The organism is Sinorhizobium fredii NGR234 (assembly GCF_000018545.1).
Lineage (GTDB): Bacteria > Pseudomonadota > Alphaproteobacteria > Rhizobiales > Rhizobiaceae > Sinorhizobium > Sinorhizobium fredii_A.
Genome location: NC_012586.1, coordinates 1,011,198 through 1,031,576 on the forward strand (window position 1 = coordinate 1,011,198; position 20,379 = coordinate 1,031,576).

Annotated in this window: 16 protein-coding genes and 1 pseudogene; 9 read left to right on the forward strand and 8 right to left on the reverse strand. The window is 60.5% G+C overall.

The window, feature by feature from the left end; translation table 11 throughout:
- Positions 1-3: 3 nt before the first annotated feature.
- The 3 genes from traG to NGR_RS05000 are packed head-to-tail and all read right to left on the reverse strand — an operon-like array spanning position 4 to position 2,424.
- Positions 4-1,917 carry a Ti-type conjugative transfer system protein TraG gene (traG, locus tag NGR_RS04990; protein WP_015887150.1) on the reverse strand — a complete coding sequence of 638 codons (1,914 nt, stop codon included), beginning with the start codon at positions 1,915-1,917 and terminating at the stop codon, positions 4-6.
- Positions 1,908-2,147, reverse strand: a complete 240-nt coding sequence (locus tag NGR_RS04995; protein ID WP_015887151.1) for a conjugal transfer protein TraD — start codon at positions 2,145-2,147, stop codon at positions 1,908-1,910. Before NGR_RS04995 ends, traG begins: the two co-directional genes overlap by 10 nt.
- Positions 2,137-2,424 (reverse strand): TraC family protein, encoded by a 288-nt coding sequence (locus NGR_RS05000; protein ID WP_015887152.1) that lies wholly within the window; start codon positions 2,422-2,424, stop codon positions 2,137-2,139. Before NGR_RS05000 ends, NGR_RS04995 begins: the two co-directional genes overlap by 11 nt.
- Before the next feature lie 221 nt (positions 2,425-2,645).
- Here NGR_RS05000 and traA point away from each other — a divergent pair, with 221 nt between their 5' ends.
- Positions 2,646-7,259 (forward strand): Ti-type conjugative transfer relaxase TraA, encoded by a 4,614-nt coding sequence (gene traA, locus NGR_RS05005; RefSeq protein WP_015887153.1) that lies wholly within the window; start codon positions 2,646-2,648, stop codon positions 7,257-7,259.
- An 89-nt stretch (positions 7,260-7,348) separates the two neighbouring features.
- Here traA and NGR_RS05010 read toward each other — a convergent pair whose 3' ends face one another.
- The 4 genes from NGR_RS05010 to NGR_RS05025 are packed head-to-tail and all read right to left on the reverse strand — an operon-like array spanning position 7,349 to position 11,320.
- On the reverse strand, positions 7,349-8,422 hold the full coding sequence (locus tag NGR_RS05010) for an extracellular solute-binding protein (RefSeq protein WP_015887154.1): 1,074 nt from the start codon (positions 8,420-8,422) through the stop codon (positions 7,349-7,351).
- A 39-nt stretch (positions 8,423-8,461) separates the two neighbouring features.
- A complete protein-coding gene (locus tag NGR_RS05015; RefSeq protein ID WP_015887155.1) occupies positions 8,462-9,334 on the reverse strand; it encodes an ABC transporter permease in 873 nt (290 codons plus the stop codon).
- Positions 9,324-10,211 (reverse strand): ABC transporter permease, encoded by an 888-nt coding sequence (locus NGR_RS05020; RefSeq protein ID WP_015887156.1) that lies wholly within the window; start codon positions 10,209-10,211, stop codon positions 9,324-9,326. Before NGR_RS05020 ends, NGR_RS05015 begins: the two co-directional genes overlap by 11 nt.
- Entirely contained in the window at positions 10,208-11,320 is a 1,113-nt protein-coding gene (locus NGR_RS05025; RefSeq protein ID WP_015887157.1) for an ABC transporter ATP-binding protein, read from the reverse strand. The genes NGR_RS05020 and NGR_RS05025 overlap by 4 nt, the downstream gene beginning before the upstream one ends.
- Positions 11,321-11,596: 276 nt before the next feature.
- Here NGR_RS05025 and NGR_RS05030 point away from each other — a divergent pair, with 276 nt between their 5' ends.
- The 5 genes from NGR_RS05030 (at position 11,597) to NGR_RS05050 (ending at position 16,952) form a co-directional block, all read left to right on the forward strand.
- On the forward strand, positions 11,597-12,295 hold the full coding sequence (locus NGR_RS05030; RefSeq protein ID WP_015887158.1) for a GntR family transcriptional regulator: 699 nt from the start codon (positions 11,597-11,599) through the stop codon (positions 12,293-12,295).
- A 100-nt stretch (positions 12,296-12,395) separates the two neighbouring features.
- On the forward strand, positions 12,396-13,736 hold the full coding sequence (locus NGR_RS05035; protein WP_015887159.1) for an aspartate aminotransferase family protein: 1,341 nt from the start codon (positions 12,396-12,398) through the stop codon (positions 13,734-13,736).
- 14 nt (positions 13,737-13,750) lie between these two features.
- Positions 13,751-15,460, forward strand: a complete 1,710-nt coding sequence (locus NGR_RS05040; protein ID WP_015887160.1) for an acetolactate synthase catalytic subunit — start codon at positions 13,751-13,753, stop codon at positions 15,458-15,460.
- Positions 15,457-16,233, forward strand: a complete 777-nt coding sequence (locus NGR_RS05045) for an SDR family oxidoreductase (RefSeq protein ID WP_015887161.1) — start codon at positions 15,457-15,459, stop codon at positions 16,231-16,233. The genes NGR_RS05040 and NGR_RS05045 overlap by 4 nt, the downstream gene beginning before the upstream one ends.
- Positions 16,234-16,253: 20 nt before the next feature.
- On the forward strand, positions 16,254-16,952 hold the full coding sequence (locus NGR_RS05050; RefSeq protein WP_015887162.1) for a response regulator transcription factor: 699 nt from the start codon (positions 16,254-16,256) through the stop codon (positions 16,950-16,952).
- Positions 16,953-17,458: 506 nt separating this feature from the next.
- On the opposite strand, the pseudogene NGR_RS05055 reads toward NGR_RS05050, so the two are convergent.
- Positions 17,459-17,927, reverse strand: a pseudogene (locus NGR_RS05055) (nucleotidyltransferase domain-containing protein); the annotation flags it as partial.
- A gap of 273 nt (positions 17,928-18,200) precedes the next feature.
- Here NGR_RS05055 and NGR_RS05060 point away from each other — a divergent pair.
- Genes NGR_RS05060 through NGR_RS05070 form a run of 3 tightly spaced genes read left to right on the forward strand, consistent with a single transcriptional unit; the run spans position 18,201 to position 20,360 of the window.
- The gene (locus NGR_RS05060; RefSeq protein WP_164923886.1) at positions 18,201-18,908 is read left to right on the forward strand and encodes a response regulator transcription factor; all 708 of its coding nucleotides are present in this window, start codon (positions 18,201-18,203) and stop codon (positions 18,906-18,908) included.
- A gap of 52 nt (positions 18,909-18,960) precedes the next feature.
- A complete protein-coding gene (locus tag NGR_RS05065; RefSeq protein WP_164923765.1) occupies positions 18,961-19,167 on the forward strand; it encodes a hypothetical protein in 207 nt (68 codons plus the stop codon).
- The gene (locus NGR_RS05070) at positions 19,098-20,360 is read left to right on the forward strand and encodes an aminotransferase class I/II-fold pyridoxal phosphate-dependent enzyme (RefSeq protein ID WP_015887165.1); all 1,263 of its coding nucleotides are present in this window, start codon (positions 19,098-19,100) and stop codon (positions 20,358-20,360) included. The genes NGR_RS05065 and NGR_RS05070 overlap by 70 nt, the downstream gene beginning before the upstream one ends.
- Positions 20,361-20,379: the final 19 nt, after the last annotated feature.

Sequence of the window (20,379 nt, forward strand, 5' to 3'; positions counted from 1 at the left end):
GGGTCAATATTTTACGAAGCGGCTGGGCTTCGCAGCGCGGTTCATCTCATTGCGCCGGAAGTAAATCGCCCGTCCACAGCGTATCGGGCTATGCCCCTGCACGATAATGATCTGCTCGTCCTTGCGCATCGACTGCGTGATCTCGTGTGCCATGATCAGCGGTCTGCGTTGATAGTTCACGCTCTCGGACTTGCGCGAGCCGCCGGCCTTTGTGTCCCAACTGACGTTGCGAGATTGGCTCCGTACCTCGACCGTCATTTCCCCGCATTGCGCCGAGACGTTACGAGCAGTATCGAGTGCCTTGACCGCCGCATAACTCGCGAACGCGCAGCTTTCGATCCAAGATGTCGCGCCATCTTTGCCGAAATGCCGCTCGAGTTGGCCCAGGGACTGGTACATAAGCATCATGGTGAGGCCGTACTTGCGCCCACGGTCGCGGGCCTCTTCCAGCACCCGCATATAGCCAAGAAGATCCACCTCATCGAGCATGAAGAGCGCCCGGCGCTTGAAGCGGCCATCGGCCCCGATCATCGCATTGATCAGCGAGCCGATGATGACGCGACCAATCCCCGGGTAGGAGCGCAGGATGGATGCGGGAATGTTCAGAAACACGTCCTTATTGCCGGTTACGATATCAGTCGATTTGAAAGCATTTCCGCAGGCGAGCGCGGCATAGCTGTCGAGCGACAACCACTGCGTATCCTTCGAAGCGGTCGAATAGACGCCGCTGAACGTCTGCTCGGTCATGTTGGTGAAGACGCCGAGCGTTTCGCGTATGAAGGCGGATGCCGAATGCTCCTGAATGTCGCGCAGCATGGCAAGCACGGAAGGCTCAGGCTCGGATACGATCTGCCGAAGACTGCGAAGGTGGCGCCGTCCGGCATATTCCGGTGAGAGCATGACGTGCGCCAGGAGGCCGGTGAGGAGATTATGCGCCTGGTTCTGGAAATAGGCGCCGCTCGAGGATTCGAAACGTGCGCTCTCTGACAGCAGCATGTGAGCGATGCCGACGATTTCTTCCTCCTTATGTGTTGAATTCTCAATTCCATCGAGCACGTTAAAGCCTATGATCGGGTTCGTCGGATCCAGCACCATCACCTCGCGACCAAGTGCGCAGGTGCGATGCTCGACGACCATGGGAGCGACTTCTGTCGAGGGATCGAGGCAGATCAGCGGGCCGGTGTAGCGAAGCGCCGTTGGCACCACGTTACTGGTCGTCTTGTATCCACCAGACCCGGCAAAGAACAGCATATGGGTCGAATCGAAGTCCTGCTTGTAGGTGAGCAAAGCAGCTTTGCCGCCCTGTCCCCAAGTACTGCGATCATTCGGATCGAAGGGCAGCTCATGGATGATTTGCTTGTCGACGCGGTAGCGCTCGCCGACGACGATCTCGCCGTCCTCCGGGAACAGCCTCGCCGCTGCCGACATCGGCAGCCAGTCGGCGTCGCCGAAGGTTCCGCGCCTGGCGCGCCTGACCGGTTCTGGCACGACGACAGAAATGCGGGCGGAGACGGCTACCGCCAGGAAGCCGATGACCGCGCCGACGACGACAAGCAGGTCTAGGTAGGAGAGTGCGCGGTCCCATGTGACCGCTCCACTCTCGACGGACGGGACGAGGCGACCGTATTCACGCAAAGCATAGAAACCGACGACCACCAGAAAGCACGCGAGGCTCGCTATCGCGACCGGTCTACGCCGGTATAGTGGCAGCGCCCACACAGACACAAGTCCCGCCAGTGGTCCGAATAGAAGCGCCGGCACGGGTGCTGCCCGCAAGAACCAGTATGCCGTCTTGCCTGACATCCCCGCCGCCAATTCCTGCCACCGCCAGCCGACAACATAAGCGGCAAAGGCGGTAACTGTGACCGGCACAAGAATGAGGAGCAGATTTGGATGCCGTTTGCCCTTCACTGCCAATCCGTCGCCTCGCCGATCCGCAGCTGCGTTGCATCCGGTGAAGGCGTCTTGAAGGCCCTTTCGCCGATATCGCGCAGCCGCCGATGCTCGGCAGAGCCCGGAGCGATCCGGGCCAGTTCGATGAAGCCGCCAAGCAGGAAGGCCCGATCGGCCTTCGACAGTCCCGCCTTCACCACGATCCCGCCCAGCAGGAATTTCTCCCGCGCTTGCCTCTTGCGGTCAGCCGTCATTTGAAGCCTTTGCCGTCGTTCCAGCCCCGATATCTGCTGGTCGACGCGTTTGAGGAGATGCGCCAGCGAGCCCCTTCCTCTCACTTTTGCGAAATCGCGCAGCGAGCTCGGTGAAGATTGCACCGAGCTGATCGTCGGAAATTTCCATCTCGGCAAGGCCCGCCTTCGTCGCGGCTCGGGCAAAACGTTCGGCAGATTTAACTACCAAAAGTTTTCTGCGTTCCTTGAGCCGCTCGATCTGCGCGTCGAGTTCAGGAATCGATGCTTGTGCCGCCATTTTGTATTTCCTCAAATTGTGCGTCCATTCTGATTGTTGCATTATACATACTAGAACACGGCAGTTAAATTGTCTAGTTTGTGCCAAGCCCAAGAACATCGTGCCAGAAGACGGCCACTGGCCGCCTTCCGGAAAAGCGGCATCGGCCCTTCAGTCCGATCGGTTTGAGGGCGCAATATACGTCGCTGTCGCGACGTGCTCGGGGATGTCTGGAGACAGTCGTGGCGATCATGTTCGTCAGAGCGCAGGTGATCAGCAGGGGAGCGGGACGTAGCATTGTCTCGGCCGCCGCCTATCGCCATCGTTCCCGGATGATGGACGAGCAGGCCGGAGCCTCGTTCAGTTATCGCGGCGGCGCGGCGGAGCTGGTGCATGAGGAACTGGCGCTGCCGGACGATATTCCCGCCTGGCTGCGGTCGACGATAGATGGACGTTCGGTCGCAGGTGCAAGCGAAGTGCTATGGAATGCCGTCGATGCCTTCGAGAAACGGGCGGACGCGCAGCTTGCCCGCGAACTGATCATCGCGCTTCCGGAGGAACTGACCCGGGCGGAGAACATCGCCCTGGTGCGCGAGTTCGTCCGTGACAATTTTACGTCGCACGGCATGATCGCGGACTGGGTGTTTCACGACAAGAACGCCAACCCGCACATCCATCTGATGACTGCGCTCAGGCCACTGATGGAGAAGGGGTTCGGGCCGAAGAAGGTTCCGGTGCTTGGCGAAGACGGCGAGCCGTTGCGCGTCGCCACGCCGGACCGACCGAACGGCAAGATCGTCTACAAGCTCTGGGCTGGCGATAAGGAAACCATGAAGGAGTGGAAGATCGCCTGGGCGGATACAGCGAACCGGCATCTGACGCTTGCCGGCCACGAGATCCGCCTCGATGGGCGTTCCTATGCCGAGCAGGGCCTCGATGGCATCGCACAAAAACATCTTGGGCCAGACAAAGCGGCGCTTGCGCGCAAGGGTGTCGAGATGTATTTCGCGCCGGCTGATCTCGCGCGCCGGCAGAAAATGGCGGACCGGCTGATCGCCGATCCTGAGCTCCTCTTAAAGCAGCTCGGCAATGAACGCTCCACTTTCGACGAGCGCGATATCGCCAGGGCGTTGCATCGCTATGTCGACGACCCGGTGGACTTCGCCAATATCCGCGCGCGGCTGATGGCCTCGGACGATATGGTGCTGCTGAAGCCGCAGGAGGTCGACGCCGAGACCGGCAAGGCGACGGAGCCGGCGATTTTCACCACGCGAGAGATCCTGCGCATCGAATTTGACATGGCGCAGTCGGCCGAGGTTCTGTCAATGCGAAAGGGCTTCGGCCCCTCCGGTACCCAGGTCTCCGCCGCCGTAAGAAAGGTCGAGAGAGCCGATCCGGAAAAGTCCTTCAGACTCGATGCGGAACAGGTCGCTGCCGTCCGTCACGTGACAGGTAACGATGCCATCGCGGCCGTCACCGGTCTTGCCGGTGCGGGCAAGTCGACGCTTCTGGCGGCGGCCCGCGTCGCATGGGAAGGTGAAGGCCGCCGGGTGATCGGTGCAGCGCTTGCCGGCAAGGCGGCCGAAGGCCTGGAGGACAGTTCCGGCATCAGGTCGCGCACGCTAGCTTCCTGGGAACTGGCGTGGGCCGGCGGGCGTGAACAGCTCAACCGGGGCGACGTGCTGGTGATCGACGAGGCCGGCATGATCTCCTCGCAACAGATGGCGCGAGTCCTGAGGATTGTGGAGGAGGCAGAGGCGAAGGTCGTGCTCGTCGGCGACCCGATGCAGCTGCAGCCGATCCAGGCGGGCGCGGCGTTCAGGGCGATCACTGAACGGATCGGCTTTGCCGAACTCGCCGGCGTGCGCCGCCAGCGTGAACTGTGGGCGCGCGATGCATCCCGTCTCTTCGCTCGCGGCAAGGTCGAAGAGGGTCTCGACGCCTATGCGCGAGAGGGCCGTATTGTCGAGGCCGAAACTCGTGCCGAGATCATCGACCGCATCGTTGTCGATTGGACCGATGCCCGTCGTACCCAACTTCAAAAATCTGCCGCGGGCGAAAATCCGGGTCGTCTTCGCGGCGAAGAACTTCTTGTTCTCGCCCACACCAACGAAAATGTTCGGAAGCTCAACGACTCCCTGCGCAAGGTCATGATCGACGAGGGCGCCCTGACCGGTGCGCGTGAGTTCCGGACGGAGCGAGGCCTGCGCGAGTTCGCCGCCGGCGACCGCATCATCTTCCTCGAAAATGCCCGGTTTCTTGAACCCCGCGCAAGGCGGCTCGGTTCGCAATATGTGAAGAATGGCATGCTCGGCTCCGTCGTTTCCACTGGCGACAAACGCGGCGAGTCGCTGCTGACGGTACGTCTCGACAATGGCCGCCACGTCGTTATCAGTGAGGACAGCTATCGCAATGTCGATCACGGCTATGCCGCGACCATCCATAAGTCGCAAGGGGCGACGGTCGACCGGGCCTTTGTGCTGGCCACCGGCATGATGGATCAGCATCTGGTCTATGTGGCGATGACCCGCCATCGCGACCGTGCCGATCTCTATGCGGCGAAGGAGGATTTTGAACCGAAGCTCAAATGGCGGCGCAAGCCGCGTGTCGATCACTCCGCCGGCGTCACGGGCGAGGTTGTGGAGGTCGGCCAAGCCAGATTCCGGCCCAATGATGCAGATGCGGACGAGAGCCCCTATGCTGACGTGAAGAGCGATGACGGAACCGTCCATCGCCTCTGGGGCGTCAGCCTGCCGAAGGCGCTCGAGGACGCCGGCGTCTCGGACGGCGACACAGTGACCCTGCGCAAGGACGGCGTAGAGCGGGTCAAGGTCCAGGTTCCTGTCGTCGATGAAAAAACCGGGCAGAAGCGGTTCGAGGAAAGAGAGGTCGATCGAAACGTCTGGACGGCCAAGCAGATCGAAGCCGCCGAAGCGCGCCAGGAGAGGATCGAGCGGGAAAGCCATCGGCCGGACCTGTTCAATGAGCTTGTTGAGCGCCTTGGGCGATCCGGCGCCAAGACGACGACGCTCGATTTCGAAAGCGCGGAAGGCTACCGGGCGCACGCCCGCGATTTCGCGCGACGGCGCGGCATCGATACGCTCGCCGAGGTCGCGGCGGGGATGGAGAAGGGCGCGGCCCGGCGGCTGGCGTGGATTGCGGAGAAGCGGGAGAGGTTGGCGAAACTCTGGGAGCGGGCAAGCGTTGCACTCGGCTTTGCGATCGAGCGCGAACGGCGTGTCTCCTACAACGAGGAACGGACCGAATCCCTTTCGACCGGAATCGGTGGGAAGTATCTGATCCCACCCACCACCGAGTTCGCGCGCAGCATCGAAGAGGATGCGCGTCGCACGCAGCTCGCCTCGGACCGGTGGAGGGAGCGGGAGGCGATCCTGCGGCCGGTACTGGCGCAAATCTATCGCGACCCCGATGACGCGCTGTCGGCGCTGAATGCACTGGCGTCGGATGCCACCATCGAGCCGCGTAAGCTCGCCGAGGATCTTGGCTCTGCTTCCGATCGCCTCGGTCGTCTGCGGGGATCCGACCTCATGGTCGATGGCCGCGCCGCACGCGACGAGCGCAGCGCCACCACGGCTGCGCTGTCGGAATTGCTACCCCTGGCGCGCGCCCATGCAGCAGAGTTTCGCAGGCAGGCGGAGCGCTTCGGTATCCGCGAACAGCAGCGGCGCGCTCACATGTCGCTGTCGGTTCCCGCGCTCTCGAAACAGGCGATGGCGCGTCTGGTCGAAATCGAGGCGGCCCGTGACCGCGGCGGGACCGACGCCTACAAGACAGCCTTCGCCTATGCCGTCGAGGACCGCTTGCTGGTGCAGGAGGTCAAGGCCGTCAACGAGGCGCTGTCGGCGCGCTTCGGCTGGAGCGCCTTCACCACGAAGGCGGATGCGATCGCCGAGCGCAATATGCTCGAGCGCATGCCGGAGGATCTTGATCCTGAGCGGCGCGAAAAGCTGACTCGCCTGTTCGCGGTCATCAGGCGCTTTGCCGAGGAACAACACCTTGTCGAGAAGAAAGACCGGTCGAATGTCGTTGCCGGCGCCAGTGTCGAGGCCGAAAAGGAGACCGTGCCGATGTTGCCGATGCTCGCCGCCGTGACCGAGTTCAAGGCGCCGATCGAAGAGGAGGCGCGGGAGAGGGCACTCGCCGTTCCTTACTATGCCAACCGCCGCTCCGCCCTCGTTGAAACGGCAGTGCGCATCTGGCGCGATCCGGCCAGCGCGGTCGCCAAGATCGAGGACCTGGTCGTCAAAGGGTTTGCGGCGGAACGGATCGCCGCAGCCGTCACCAACGATCCCGCCGCCTTTGGTGCGCTGCGCGGCTCCGACCGCATCATAGATAAGCTGCTTGCCGCCGGTCGTGAGCGGAAGGGCGCAATTCAGGCCGTTCAGGAAGCGGCAAGCCGTGCCCGCTCGCTCGGCGCGTCTTATGCCAGTGCACTCGACGCCGAAACTCGAGCCGTCACCGAAGAGCGCAAGCGCATGGCCGTCGCTATTCCCGGGCTGTCGCGAGCGGCGGACGAAGCGCTGCGGCGGCTGACAGCTGAGATGAAGAAGAAAGGCAGCAAGCTCGACTGGGTCGCCGGTTCGCTCGATCCGGACATCCGGCAACAGTTCACTGCTGTCAGCCGGGCGCTCGACGAGCGTTTCGGTCGCAGCGCTATCCTGCGCGGCGAGAAGGATGTCATCAATCGCGTTCCACCGTCGCAACGCCGAGCGTTGGAGGCGATGCAGGAGAGGCTCAAGCTGCTTCAGAGGATCTTGCGAATCGACAGCAATCAGAAGAGCGTCTCCAAGCGCCGCGAGCACGCGATCAATCGGATGCGTGATGTCGATAGGTAGAGTCCATGATCTGGTGGATGCGAACCAAAGGCCAAGGCGCTGCGGTGGTTCGCAGCGCCGGCACCGTAATGCTAGGAGGGACTTGGCAATCAGCGAAACCACTCATTCCAACGCTGCAGCATCATTGCCGCATTGGCGTTTATCCACGCCGCATCAGGCACGATAACGTAATTCCGAACGTCGTCGCCTTGCGGCATCGTCTGGCGCGCCTCGTCGGACATCAGCGCAATGGCGTCACGGCTTGGGGGCGTGCAGGAAAGAACTTCGCACGCTTTAGCCTGGGCCGCTGGCGAATTCAGCCAGAAGGCAATCAACTTGAGGGCGTTGTCACGATGGGGCGCCCCTTTGAGGAGGGCGATGCGGTCGCCAACGAGGAACGAGGCCTTGTACGACCAGGCAATAGGCAGTCCCTCGTTTTGCATCGCCTTTGCACGCGTCAACCAGATCTGCCCAAGCGAATATTCGCCGTTGCGGAATCCCTGCATGCTTTGATCGCCGGTTTTCCACCAGAGCGCGACGGCGGGCCTGATCTGGTCGAGCTTGGCCAGCGCCCGATCGATATCGAGGGGAAACAGTTGGTCGCGGCTGACGCCGTCGGCAAGGAGCGCGGCCGCCATGACGCGCCAGGGATCATCGAAGTTCGGGAATGCCCGTTCTCCCTGGAACTTCTTCGTATCCCACATATCGGCCCAGGTCTCCGGAACGGGCTCCCCGGGATTTCCGGTCCTGTAGGCCAGCAGCGTCGCCGTGGATTGCAGGAGCGCACCGCCCGAGGCGCAGGCGTTAGCGCTCAGATCCTTGCGATCGGCAAATTGGCGGCAGAACTCTGTCAGATCATCCGTGACGTCGCGATGTGCCTTTGACGCGGCCTGGATTTCTCCATCGAGATAGAGATCCCAACTGACGTTTCCTGCCTTCACCATCGCCGCAGCCTTGGCTCGCATTTCGGCGTTCGTCGCAACGACGGTGACAACTTCGATGCCCGACGCCTTCGTGAACGGATCAAACCATGCCTCTTTCAAGGCCCGGTCATAGGCACCGCCCGTCGACGCGATGATGACTTGCTCGGCCGCGTGTGTAGGGAGCGCCAAGGCCATGAAGGACACAAAACCGGTAATTGTCGGCTTCAGGTTTTTTGCGAAACGCGAAAGCAGAGAGGTCATGTAAGATCCCTTTATTATCGGTCAGAGAGACAGAACTCGTCAGTTTCCGGAGTTGGGCTTCCGTGCATTGAGGAAATGAACCGCACACATGAGCAGCAGAGAGGTGGCGACAAGCACGGTTGAGGCCGCGGCAATGACAGGCGTCAGATTGAAGTCGATGTCCTCGAACATCTTGCGCCCAATCGATTTACCACCGATGTCCGATATGAAGAACGCAACGGTTGCTTCATCGAATGAGGCGAGAAAGGCGAACACGGCCGCGGCCGCGACGCCCGGCACTATGTTCGGCAGCACGATCAGAAAGAACGCCTGCAGCCTGTTGGCCCCGCAGTTCAGCGCTGCCAGTTCGAGCGTCGGATCGAAACGCTGCAGCGACGCCGTGACGGTGATGATCACATAGGGAACCGCAAGGACAGTATGTGCGACAAGGAAGCCGAAAAAGCTCCCGGTGAGCTGCAGTGGCGCAAAGGCGAGATAGAGCGCCACACCAAGGATGATGTGGGGCACGATCATGGGACCGAGCGCAAGCGCCTGCAATGCGGTTCGGAAGGGAAGACTTCCGCGCACGATCGCCAAAGCCGCCATGGTGCCCACGACAGTTGCTGTCGCGGTTGTCGCCACGGCGATCTTGAGACTGAACCAGGTAGCAGCCATCCAGTCCGGGTCATTGAAGAAGACGCTGTACCATTTGAGCGTCAGGCCGCGGGGTGGGAACTCGATATAGTCGGTTTCGCTGAGCGACATCGGTACGACGATGAGTGTCGGAAGCAGCAGAAAGAAGAGAATGCATCCGATCCCTCCACCGACGACCAAAATCCCGGCCGCTCTTGCGCAGGCGTGAATCGTCGGAGACGTCGAGACAGCAAGGCCTGCGGGGAGGTGGCCGCGCATCTGTGCTTGATCAATGGACACTGTTCAATCCCTTGCTGAGCGATAGCGTCCTGCGGAACAGCAGGACAAAAAGGAGAGTGACTGCCAGAAGCATGGTCGAAAGTGCTGCCGCAAACGGCCAATCGAGCAGCACGGTCGTCTGTTGACCGATGAGTGTCGCCATCAGCATCGAGCCAGGGCCGCCCACCAGCGCTGGTGTGATGTAGAAACCGAGCGCGAGCACGAAACACATCACGCTGCCGGCAAAGACACCGGGGAGGCTGAGCGGTAGGGTCACGGCAACGAAAGCCCGCACTGGCCCGGCTCCGAGGTTGCGGGCGGCGCGAATGTAATCTGGGGGAAGGGCGCGCAGTGCCGAATAAATCGGCAGGATCATGAATGGCATCAGCACGTGCGTCATGGCGAGGATGACTGCACTCTGCGTGTAGATCAGCTTCAGCGGCCCCTCGGTGACACCCATTCCAAGGAGCAGTTCGTTGACGATGCCGTTTCGCTGGAGAAGGACGACCCATGCGTAGGAGCGGATGAGGACAGACGTCCATAATGGGATGAAGACGCAGGCTGCCACCGCCATGGCCAAGCCCTTCCTGAGCCGCGCCATGAGGTAGGCAACGGGGAAGCCGAGAACGAGACTCGAGATCGCTACCACGAAAGCAACCTCGATCGTGCTTAAGAGAACGCCGAGATGTAGCGGTTCGGTGAAAATGCGCCGGAAATGGTCAAGGCTTCCTCCGGAAAAGCTCAACGCGACGAGCCGCGAAACCGGATACAGAAATCCGGCGATCAGGGCAGCAAGGAGCGGAGCGGCCAATCCCAAGGATGCGGCCGGCGGGTAAAAGCGTGCTGACGATAACGTTGGGCGACCCGAGGAGTAAGAAGTTTGCGTGGAGTTCGTCATGCGGCACGCCTCTCCGTCACAGGAAATATGTGCAAGGCCTCCCTATCGAGAATGATGTCGACATTCTCATTTTTCTGGAACGGCACGAAACCGTCGGCGGCGGTCTGTACCTGGAGGGCGGCCTCAGGGCGATCGGTAAGGCGGACGAGATGAATGTAGGTGGAGCCGACGAAGAGGACGGTATCCACGACGCCGGGCAGTGCATCCGCGCCGCCTGTGCCTCGTCTTGCAAGGCGCACCCGTTCCGGACGGATTGCCATGCGCAACGCCTCGCCGGGCGCGCACCGGCGCTCATGGTCGTTCGCCCGAACGAGGAGCACGATTTCCTCGGAGAACCGCACGGCCGCTTGTCCGCCCGTACTTTCGACGAAGTCGCCATCGATAAAGTTCATCCGGCCGATGAAGTCCGCGACGAACTCGGTCTCCGGTTGCCGGTAGAGCTCCGCCGGCGTGCCGAACTGCACCAGACCGCCATCGGACATTATGGCGACCCGATCCGACATCGTCAGCGCTTCGTCCTGATCGTGGGTTACATAGACGACCGTGGCGCCAAGCCGCTCCTGCAGGCGCTTGATCTCAAGCTGCATGGCCTCTCGCAATTTTTTGTCAAGGGCGCCGAGCGGCTCATCCATCAGAAGGACGGGTGGCTCGAACGCCAGAGCGCGCGCAACGGCGACGCGTTGCTGCTGGCCACCTGAGAGCTGGTTGGGATAGCGTTCTGCGTAGTCGGAGAGTTGCACAAGCTCCAACATCTCGTCGACCCGCCGCGCAGCTGCGGCTTTCTGCATCCGATTTCTCATCTTCAGCGGGAACGCGATGTTCTGCCGGATGGTCAGATGCGGGAAAAGTGCATATTTCTGGAAGACCATGCCAATGTTGCGGTGATTGGGCGCAAGAAAGGTCACGTCCCGCCCCCCAATGATAATCCTGCCGGCGTTTGGCGCCTCGAACCCGGCTACCATCGTCAAGGCTGTTGTCTTGCCGGAGCCGGAAGGTCCCAGAAGCGAAACAAACTCCCCGGCAGCGATGTCGAGCGACAGTTCGCGAACCGCAATGGCCTCGCCGTATCGTTTTTGAAGTCCCGCAAGAGACAGAGATTGACCAATCAAATCCGCCTTCCTTTCAGCTGCCGGACGCTCTTCGGCGTCTATCCCCTGGATACGGCCGGTTGCCGGCCGCAATGAAAAGCCTTCATCCGACCCGAGGGTCAGACGAGGTGCTTACTGCTGAGGTTCAGGTGTCCCGCGCGCCGCTTTTTTCGGCCCGCGTGACGGCGCAAGGGAAAGCTGCTAAGAGCCGCTGATGCGACAAAAGCTTTGCAAAACCTTCACACTTCATTTTTGTTGCATCAAAAATCGATAGTGTCAACCGATTGCGAGAGTAAAATGTGGGACAACCCAAACGAATTGCCGCAGGGCGAGCGGGCGATGGAAAGGCTGGGGGATGCGGCCTATCGGCAAATGAAGGAGCGCATCATCCGCGGCGTCTACAGGCCTGGTCACAAGTTGACGGTGCGCGCCGTCGCCCAGGATCTCGACGTCAGCACAACGCCCGCGCGCGATGCGATCAATCGGCTGACGAGCGAGGGAGCGCTTGTTTACACTGGCCCGAAGACGGTCGTTGTTCCAGTTCTCGATGCGGCTGCGCTCCGAGAAATAACGCTTACGCGCCTGGTGCTTGAGGGGCTCGCTTCGGAGCAGGCCGCCCAGCACGGCACGCCTGCCAACCTGCGGGAACTAAAGGCCTTACAAAGGCTTATCAATTCCGCCCTCGACGAAAAGCGCTATGCGGAGGCTCTTTGGCACAACAAGGAATTCCACTTTGCGATTTATCGCCTCTCGGGGCTTCCCCATCTCGTCTCTATGATCGAAAGCCTCTGGCTGAGAATCGGCCCTTCCTTGCACAATCTCTACCCAGAGTTTGCCGAGGAAAAGTATGGGGTGCGTAACCACGAGATGGCCATGGAGGCGCTCGAGGAGCGCGACGCGGCAAGCCTCAGGGCTGCGATGGAGAACGACATTCGCGATGGATATCGCCGGCTGAAGCGCGCTGGCCGGGAGAGAGGCGCCGGCTCATCGACCTAAGATTTTGTTGCGTGGACTTGACGGGCTGCATTTTTGTTGCAACAAAAGTGTGAAGCTCGTGCAAAACGAGCGGTCGATTTCTCTTAAGGAAGCCGAAATCATGCTCGTTCAAGCCAATCATGCGCGGCAGAGATCTGCGCGCAGTAATTCCAAACATTTATTCAGTCGCGCCAAGGCTGTTTTCCCGGACGGGACCACCCGCGCTACGGTCGAGAAGGACCCCGTTCCTGTCTATGTGCAACGTGGCGAGGGCGCCTATCTCGTTGACGCTGACGGAAACCGGCTGCTCGATCTCAACAACAACTTCACCACGCTCATTCATGGACATGCCTTCGCGCCGGTCAACGAGGCCGTTGTCGATCTGCTGCGCCGAGGAACCTGTTTCGCCAATCCCACTGAGCACGAGATTGCTCTTGCGGAACTTCTGACGGCCCGAATTCCCGCTATCGAGCGGATCCGTTTCGTGAACAGCGGGACGGAAGCAGTGATGTTCGCGATCAAGGCCGCACGCGCCTTTACCGGTAGACCCGGCGTCGCGCGGATCGAAGGTGCCTATCACGGTGCCTACGATTGGGCAGAGGCCGGGCAAGCTATTTCACCGGGCAAACATGGCTGGGAAACTACACCGATCGCGACCCCGACTTATCGCGGCACACCGACAAGCGTAGCCGAGGACGTGCACCTTCTTCGCTTCAACGATGTCGAAGGACTTGTAAAGCGCTTAAGCGCGATGAGCGAGCGGATCGCCTGCGTGTTGATTGATCCGATGCCGAGCCGGGCGGGCCTGATTCACCCGGAACCCGCCTTTCTCGAAGCTCTGTCGGCAACGGCCCGCAAGTACGGAATCCTGATTGTCGCCGACGAGGTGCTTAATCTTCGACAAGGCTACGCGGGGGCTTCCATGCGCTACGGGGTCAAGCCCGACCTGATTGCCGCCGGCAAGATCATTGGAGGTGGCTTTCCAATCGGTGCCATAGGCGGCCGTGAGGGGGTCATGCGAGTTTTCGGCGCCGAGGATACAATGCCATTGCTGCCCCAGGGCGGCACTTTCTCGGCCAATCCCGTTTCTATGGTCGCTGGCCGCGCGGCTATGGAAGCGATGACGCCAGAGGCGTTCGACCGCCTCGAAGGGATGGGGGAGAGACTGCGCCGTGGCCTCAAGGCAAGCATTGTCAGGCGCGACGCGCCGTTTTCGGTGACCGGCGCAGCCTCATTGTTCCGGATCCACCCGAAGCGGGTGACGCCGGTCGAATATCGCGATGCGCATCTGGACGCCACCGAAGCTTTGCTCATGCGGAAAATGACCCGGCACTTCCTGGAGCAGGGCATTCTTCTCCCCTACGGGGCGGCCGCCTGCCTGTCGACAGCAATGGTCGACAATGAAATCGATCTCATCCTGAGAGCATTTGACGATTTTCTTGATGCGGAGAGTCAGTCTTGAACGGAGCGCGCGCTATGAAGCAGCAGACCATCGAAACCGTTGCGCAGCGGATCGCTAAGATCCTTCGCCGCCACAGCGTGGAATTTATCTTCGGCCAAAGCCTTCCATCGGCAGTCATCCTCGCGGCCGAAGCGATAGGCATACGTCAGATCGCTTACAGGCAGGAGAATATGGGCGGCGCGATGGCCGACGGGTATGCCCGTCTTTCCGGCAAGGTCGGTGTCGTCACCGCGCAGAATGGTCCGGCGGCAACTTTGCTCGTGCCACCACTTGCCGAGGCCTTGAAGGCCAGCATCCCCATCGTGGCGCTTGTGCAGGATGTCGAACGCGACCAAACGGACCGGAACGCCTTCCAGGACCTCGACCAGATCGCGCTTCTCCAGTCCTGCACCAAATGGGTGCGGCGCGTCACTGTTCCGGCGCGCATCGACGACTATGTCGACGCAGCGTTCACGGCCGCGACCTCCGGCCGTGCCGGGCCGGCCGCGCTCCTGCTGCCGGCCGATCTCCTTCGTGCAGAAGCGCGAGCGCCGGATTTCCCGAGGTCTCGGAACCTGGGTCAGTGGCCGCTCGATCGTATCCGCCCATCGGATGCGGCATTGGCAGAGGTGGCATCGCTCATAGCCGCCGCCCAAGCGCCGATCATCATTGCCGGCGGTGGCGTTCACTGCGGCGGTGCGGCGACAGAACTCTCGGCGCTCCAACAGGAAGCGTGCCTGCCGGTCTTCACCACGAATATGGGCAAGGGGGCAGTTGACGAATACCATCCGCTTTCCGCCGGAGTGCTCGGATCGCTCGTGGGACCACGTTCGCTCGGGCGCCATTCGTCCGCCCTGGTGGATGCTGCGGATCTGGTTCTTCTGATCGGAACCCGGACCAACCAGAACGGCACTGACAGTTGGCGCCTGATCTCCCCGGGTGCGACGGTCGTCCACATCGACGTCGATCCGGCTGAGGTTGGGCGCAACTACGAATCGCTACGGCTCGTTGGCGATGCGCGGGAGACGCTTGCGGCATTGCGCACGGCCCTCACTCGCGTCAACCTCGCGCGGCGGCACGCGGATCGCGCGCGGCTGGAGGAGTGTATCGCCACTTATTGGAAAACATTCGAGCTTGACCGTCACGATGTGGCGACGTCTTCCTTCCGTCCGATACGCCCGGAGCGGCTTATGGCGGAACTCCAGGACCTGTTGACCGACGACGTAACGGTGGTTGCCGACGCGAGCTACTCTTCCATGTGGGTTTTGGGTCAACTGAGAGCGCCAGCGAGCGGGATGCGTTTTATCACGCCGCGCGGGCTGGCGGGTCTCGGTTGGGGAGTGCCGCTCGCGATCGGAGCCAAGGTGGCCCGCCCGGACAAGCCGGTGATCGCGATCGTGGGCGACGGCGGCTTTGCCCACAGCTGGGCCGAACTCGAGACCATGGTGCGAATGAAGGTTCCAGTCACCATCGTGGTCCTAAACAATGGCATTCTCGGTTTCCAGCGCGACGCGGAGACCGTGAAGTTCGGTAGCTACACGTCAGCATGCCACTTTGCAGAGGTCGACCACGCGAAATTGGCCGAAGCGTGTGGCTGCCCGGCCGTTCGCGTCGAGGACCCGAGCGAACTTGCCTACCATCTGTTGCGCGGCATGGAGCAAGGCCCACTTTTGATCGAGGTAATTACCGACCCCGCGGCGCATCCTCCACTTTCGCTCTTCGCCAAGATGGACGAAGCCGCATGACCCGCCCTATCACGACAAGGATTGCCGTGGTCACCGGCGGCACTTCCGGAATCGGCTTGGCAACGGCCCGCAACCTTCTGGAGCGTGGGTGCCGGGTCGCGGTCTTCGGTCAGAAACGTATCAATGTTGAAAGTGCCGCCGAGGCGCTTTCGCGGGATTTCGACTCCGAGCGCGTGGTCGCGCGCGCGGTCGATCTGGCTGCGTCGGCACAGATCGGAGCCTTCTTTCAAGAGTTGGAGGACCTCTGGGGAAAGCCCGAAATTCTGGTTTGCAACGCCGGGATGTCACCGAAGGGGCCAGACGGACCAACCCCATTCCAGGAGATCACACTCGATGAATGGAACGCCGTCCTTTCCGTCAACCTGACTGGGACAATGCTCTGCTGCCAGGCTGTCCTGCCTGGCATGGTCGAGCGACGCTTTGGCCGCATCGTTCTGGTCGGGTCCATCGCGGGGCGCGCGATGCCCAGGATTGCCGGCACGGCCTATGCTGCCTCGAAAGCCGCGCTTGCGGGCTTCACACGCTCTCTTGTCTCGCGGTTCGCAGCGGAAGGAATTACGGTGAATGTGGTTGCGCCAGGCAGGATTGCCACTGAGATGGCCGGACCGCGCGACAGTGCGGCCAATCGCGCGGCTGTTGCCCGCATCCCCGCGGGCCGCATGGGGGAGCCAGAGGAAATTGCCGCTGCCATTGGGTTCCTGACTTCCGACGAAGCAGCGTTCATCAACGGCGCGATCGTAGATGTCAATGGCGGAGAATACGCGCCACTTTGAAGGCGGAGATCGGCTGCGGTATGCGTGCGAGCGTACTGATCTATACGGGCAATGCGGAGCTCTTTCTTCTCCTGGAGTATATTCTCGAGACTGAGAGGTTTGCCGTCCGGCTTTGCGCCGACACGAGCGAACTGATTGGTGCGATCCAGACCGAACAGCCGCTCGCTGTCCTCGTCGATTGCGCCGATCCGAGCCTGGAGGCGCTTGGCTTTATCCGCCGCATCAAGGCAATCAGGGACCACATGCCAGTCGCCGCTTTTACAAACGGACCGAGAAAAGATCTCAGCAGTTGCCCCGGCACTCTCGGAATCGACGTCGTCATATGCAGTCCCTACGATCCTCGCCGGCTGCTCGCGTTCCTGAAGGGCGTTCAAGCGAACTTGCCATACGACTCAGGCCCGGCAGCCTCAGGCGAGCAGATATATCGGCACGCGGATATCGTGATGAACGTCTCCCGGATTCGGGTCACGCGAAACGGACGCATCGTCAGCCTTACCGCATTACAGTTCAGATTGCTTCTGCGTCTCATGAAGATGCCCGATGTCGTCCACAGTCGTGACGACCTCATCGCCGCGGGATGGCCACGCGAGGCCGAAGTCGAACCCCGAACCGTCGATATCCACATCGGTCACATCAGGCGCGCGCTGAACCAATATGGACCTGATGTTATCCGTACCGTACGGTCCATTGGCTACTCGCTCAAGGGGTCATTGCGCTAGGGGAAATTGAGCGTTTTCCAATCTCGGCCGGGTAGCGCCTTGCTCGCTCACAGATAGCCGCAAGGCGCACCCTCTGGATGGATGTACTGCTAGATCAAACGGTTTCTAAGCCGTAGGAATACCTCAAACCAGAAGCCGTAATCGCGGTGTCGGCGTTCGCCTCGAGCGCACAATAGGCGGCCGCCGTTTGCGGCTTCGCTGCCATAGAGGTCGATCGCAGCCTCAACCACTTCCTGTTGGTGTTTCTGCCAGAATCCGTCTTTCCGGGGGCCTTGCTCCCCGAGGGCGGGATTGCCAAAAATTTTGGACAAGCTGAACCTCCTACTGTCCGGCGCAGGGGATCAAGGGGTTGCCGGGCGTTGGAACTCAGCTTTCGCGAGCCACGGAACCCATTCGGTTCTCATAGTGCCGTCCCTGGCGAATGTGTCCTGCTGAAACGGGTACAGAACGGCATAGCTTACTTGCCGTTTTTATCCGCCTGCATGCGCAATTGTTCGGAGCCGAACGAAATGTCTCCTCGCGGTTTCATACTCGTCAGTCGGACTGAGCGGCTTTGGCGTCGCCAATAGTTCATCGTCCAACTCGTAGAGAATGATCCCTTCCTTGCGAATATCGACGAAAAAATATCGGCCTTCCCGCAGAGCGGTATTCACCTCGCGACGTGAATGGACAAAACTCACCGGCGTTTCCACGCCCAGGAGCCGAAGCTGCCGGTCCTGAGCCTTGTGCCGATAAGCGGCAAAGTCCGTCAGCTTTCTGCGGTTCACGACGATCAGCAGATCGTAATCCGATTTATATCCCTTCTTCGTGTGCGGCTCGTCGACCCATGTGCCTCGGGCATAAAGACCCGAAGAGTATCCGGCCCCGCTTCTCGTTCCCTCCTTGAGCGCATCCTCGAATTCCTCGTGCAAGACTTCGACGATACGCGAGCTCGCGCTGCTTTCGGTGCGGAAGATGGTCGAGGCTGGTCTTCATCGGTTCTGGCGTGTTCCCTGAAATCATTGAGCATGCATAGAGAACCCGGTGCGCCGAATCCACAGAGTGGTATCGTGCGCCCTGATCGAGTTAAATGTTGCAACAAAATATGGGGAGGAAAAGAGAAATTTTTGCATTTATACAGATATTATTGCGTAAACCATCAAATCCAGGGGGTTACCTTAATGCTGTACCTGTATTATTTCGGATTTTTGTGACATCAAAGCTCGGAAAAGCAGTGAAGGGACCGCTTGGTTGGATGAAGGCTCTGCTATGAAACCTTTGGTCCTGATTTGCTCGAACAATGCAAACTTTTATGTGTTGCTGGCGCACATCCTCGTGCGGGAGGGCTTCCAGGCGGCACTGGTCAGCGAGGATGAGGTCGTGGATTGGGCCACGGCCAAACAGGTCACCGCCATCATCTTGGATTCGGCGGAAGATTCTGGCAGGACCTTGAGAACATGTGCTGCAATAAAGACCTCGGGCGCGGCTTCACGCATTCCGACGATTGCTCTGGTTTCATCAGGGGATGAGCGATACTACCTCGCGCTGCTGAAGGCGGGAATTGACGAAAACTTCGTGCGCCCGGTCTCGCCCGCACGGTTGTTGGCGTATCTTTGTTCTCTGCCAAGGCACGGAACGAATGATACGCGGCCGATCGATCCCAGTCGGGAACCAGTAAGGACCTTCGGCCCGTTGAGATTGGAGCGCGGGCGCCGTCTCGTCGGATATGGCGATAAGGAAACTCAATTCGGTCCCATCGAGTTCAATCTTTTGCAGTGCCTTTTGGAGGCACCAGGCCGAGTACGCAGCCGCCTTGAACTGATCGAGGCGGCGTGGCCACCCAATCGCTATGCGCAGCCACGCACTGTGGATGTACATATCGGCCGCTTGCGCCGGGCGCTCGAGCGCCTGACCGGCCGCCCCCTTATTCGCACAATCCGGGCGACGGGCTATGCCCTCGATATAGATGAAAGTTAGAACTGAGTCCGGAAAGTTTAAATTCCGCATGTCGGTTTCACAATGCACGAATATGAAAGTCGAATTTGTAGAAAATTGCCGATATTTTCAAATAAAATCTGGAAATATTCGCAGATACTTTGTTGAATTCGGCGATCAACAAAATAAATCTCCCGGTATATTCATCTGCAAACATCGGGAGATTTTAGGATGGCAGGCGAAGCACCGTGGCAGGGAGGCTCTGGGCGCTCGAGTGCCCAAAGGAACACCGCTGGCTTGATCGAATACGCCCGAAGCCATTTCGATGCCGCGCACTTTCAGGGTTTGATGGCGATTTATGGGCGTCCCCTTGAGGATCGTGCCGTAGCGCTTGCCCACGACCGCGAGCGTCGGGTGGTCGACTTCGTGCGTTGCTCCTACCTCGGGTTGGACAACCATCCGCGGATCGTTGCAGGTGCCGTCGAAGCGCTGAAAGCATACGGGACACTTCATTGGTCATGCGCAAGAACGCGCCTCAATTTCTCGATCCTCGGCGACCTGGAAGTAGCCCTGTCGGAGTTGTTCGATGCGCGGGTGATTACCTATACCACGGTGCTTGCGGCAAACATGAGCGCTTTGCCGCTGATCGCTTCCGGACATCTGACCGGTGGTGTAAAGCCGGTGATGGTATTCGATCGCTTCGCCCACGCGACGCTCGCCTTTCACAAGGCAACCGTTGCCGCCGAAACCCGGGTCGAGACCATCGCCCACAACGATCTCGATGCGCTCGAGATGCTCTGCCGCACCAACCGAACCGTCGCCTTTGTTTGCGACGGCGTCTATTCGATGGGCGGAAGCGCCGACATCGAGCGACTGCGGTGGCTGCAGGAACGCTATGGTCTTTTTCTCTACATTGATGACGCACATGGGATATCGATTTTCGGCAAGCATGGTGAGGGCTTTGCGAGATCGAAAGCTGGCGGCCCTTTGGGCGAGCAAACCATAGTTGCGGCCTCGCTCGGCAAGGGCTTCGGCGCCTCAGGCGGCCTGGTCATGCTGGGGACCGCGCGGCAAGAGGAGTTGTTTCGAAGGTTCGCGGTGGCTCATGCGTTTTCGGCGTCGCTGAACGTAGCAGCCATCGGCGCAGCACTGGCATCGCAGGAATTGCATCGGACGGAAGAACTTCAAGAGCTACAGCAGACTCTGCGTGAGAGAACCGCTCTTTTCGATAGCCTTGTCCCAACGGGCCAGCGAGGCGCTCCCATGCCGATCCGGACCCTGGAAATAGGTGATGAACTCACGGCCATTGGAGCTGCTCGCGCGTTGCTCGATCGCGGCTTCTATACGTCGGCGATCTTCTTTCCCACCGTTGCCAAGGGAAGGGCAGGGCTGCGGTTGTGCCCGACGGCCGGCCACTCCGTGGACGAAATCCGCGCTCTGGGCAGCGCGCTCCATGACGTTCTTTCAGAAATTGGTGGCACCCCGGTTCCGTAAGTGCGCGCGCCGACGTGCC

Excerpts from the sequence above, each read along its gene's own strand:
- NGR_RS05060 (WP_164923886.1), top strand. The coding sequence starts at position 18,201 with ATGAAACCTTTGGTCCTGATTTGCTCGAACAATGCAAACTTTTATGTG.
- NGR_RS05065 (WP_164923765.1), top strand. The coding sequence starts at position 18,961 with ATGAAAGTCGAATTTGTAGAAAATTGCCGATATTTTCAAATAAAATCT.
- NGR_RS05045 (WP_015887161.1), top strand. The coding sequence starts at position 15,457 with ATGACCCGCCCTATCACGACAAGGATTGCCGTGGTCACCGGCGGCACT.
- NGR_RS05050 (WP_015887162.1), top strand. The coding sequence starts at position 16,254 with ATGCGTGCGAGCGTACTGATCTATACGGGCAATGCGGAGCTCTTTCTT.
- NGR_RS05010 (WP_015887154.1), bottom strand. The coding sequence starts at position 8,422 with ATGACCTCTCTGCTTTCGCGTTTCGCAAAAAACCTGAAGCCGACAATT.
- NGR_RS05035 (WP_015887159.1), top strand. The coding sequence starts at position 12,396 with ATGCTCGTTCAAGCCAATCATGCGCGGCAGAGATCTGCGCGCAGTAAT.
- NGR_RS05070 (WP_015887165.1), top strand. The coding sequence starts at position 19,098 with ATGGCAGGCGAAGCACCGTGGCAGGGAGGCTCTGGGCGCTCGAGTGCC.
- NGR_RS05030 (WP_015887158.1), top strand. The coding sequence starts at position 11,597 with ATGTGGGACAACCCAAACGAATTGCCGCAGGGCGAGCGGGCGATGGAA.
- NGR_RS05040 (WP_015887160.1), top strand. The coding sequence starts at position 13,751 with ATGAAGCAGCAGACCATCGAAACCGTTGCGCAGCGGATCGCTAAGATC.
- NGR_RS05020 (WP_015887156.1), bottom strand. The coding sequence starts at position 10,211 with ATGACGAACTCCACGCAAACTTCTTACTCCTCGGGTCGCCCAACGTTA.
- NGR_RS05000 (WP_015887152.1), bottom strand. The coding sequence starts at position 2,424 with ATGGCGGCACAAGCATCGATTCCTGAACTCGACGCGCAGATCGAGCGG.
- NGR_RS04995 (WP_015887151.1), bottom strand. The coding sequence starts at position 2,147 with ATGACGGCTGACCGCAAGAGGCAAGCGCGGGAGAAATTCCTGCTGGGC.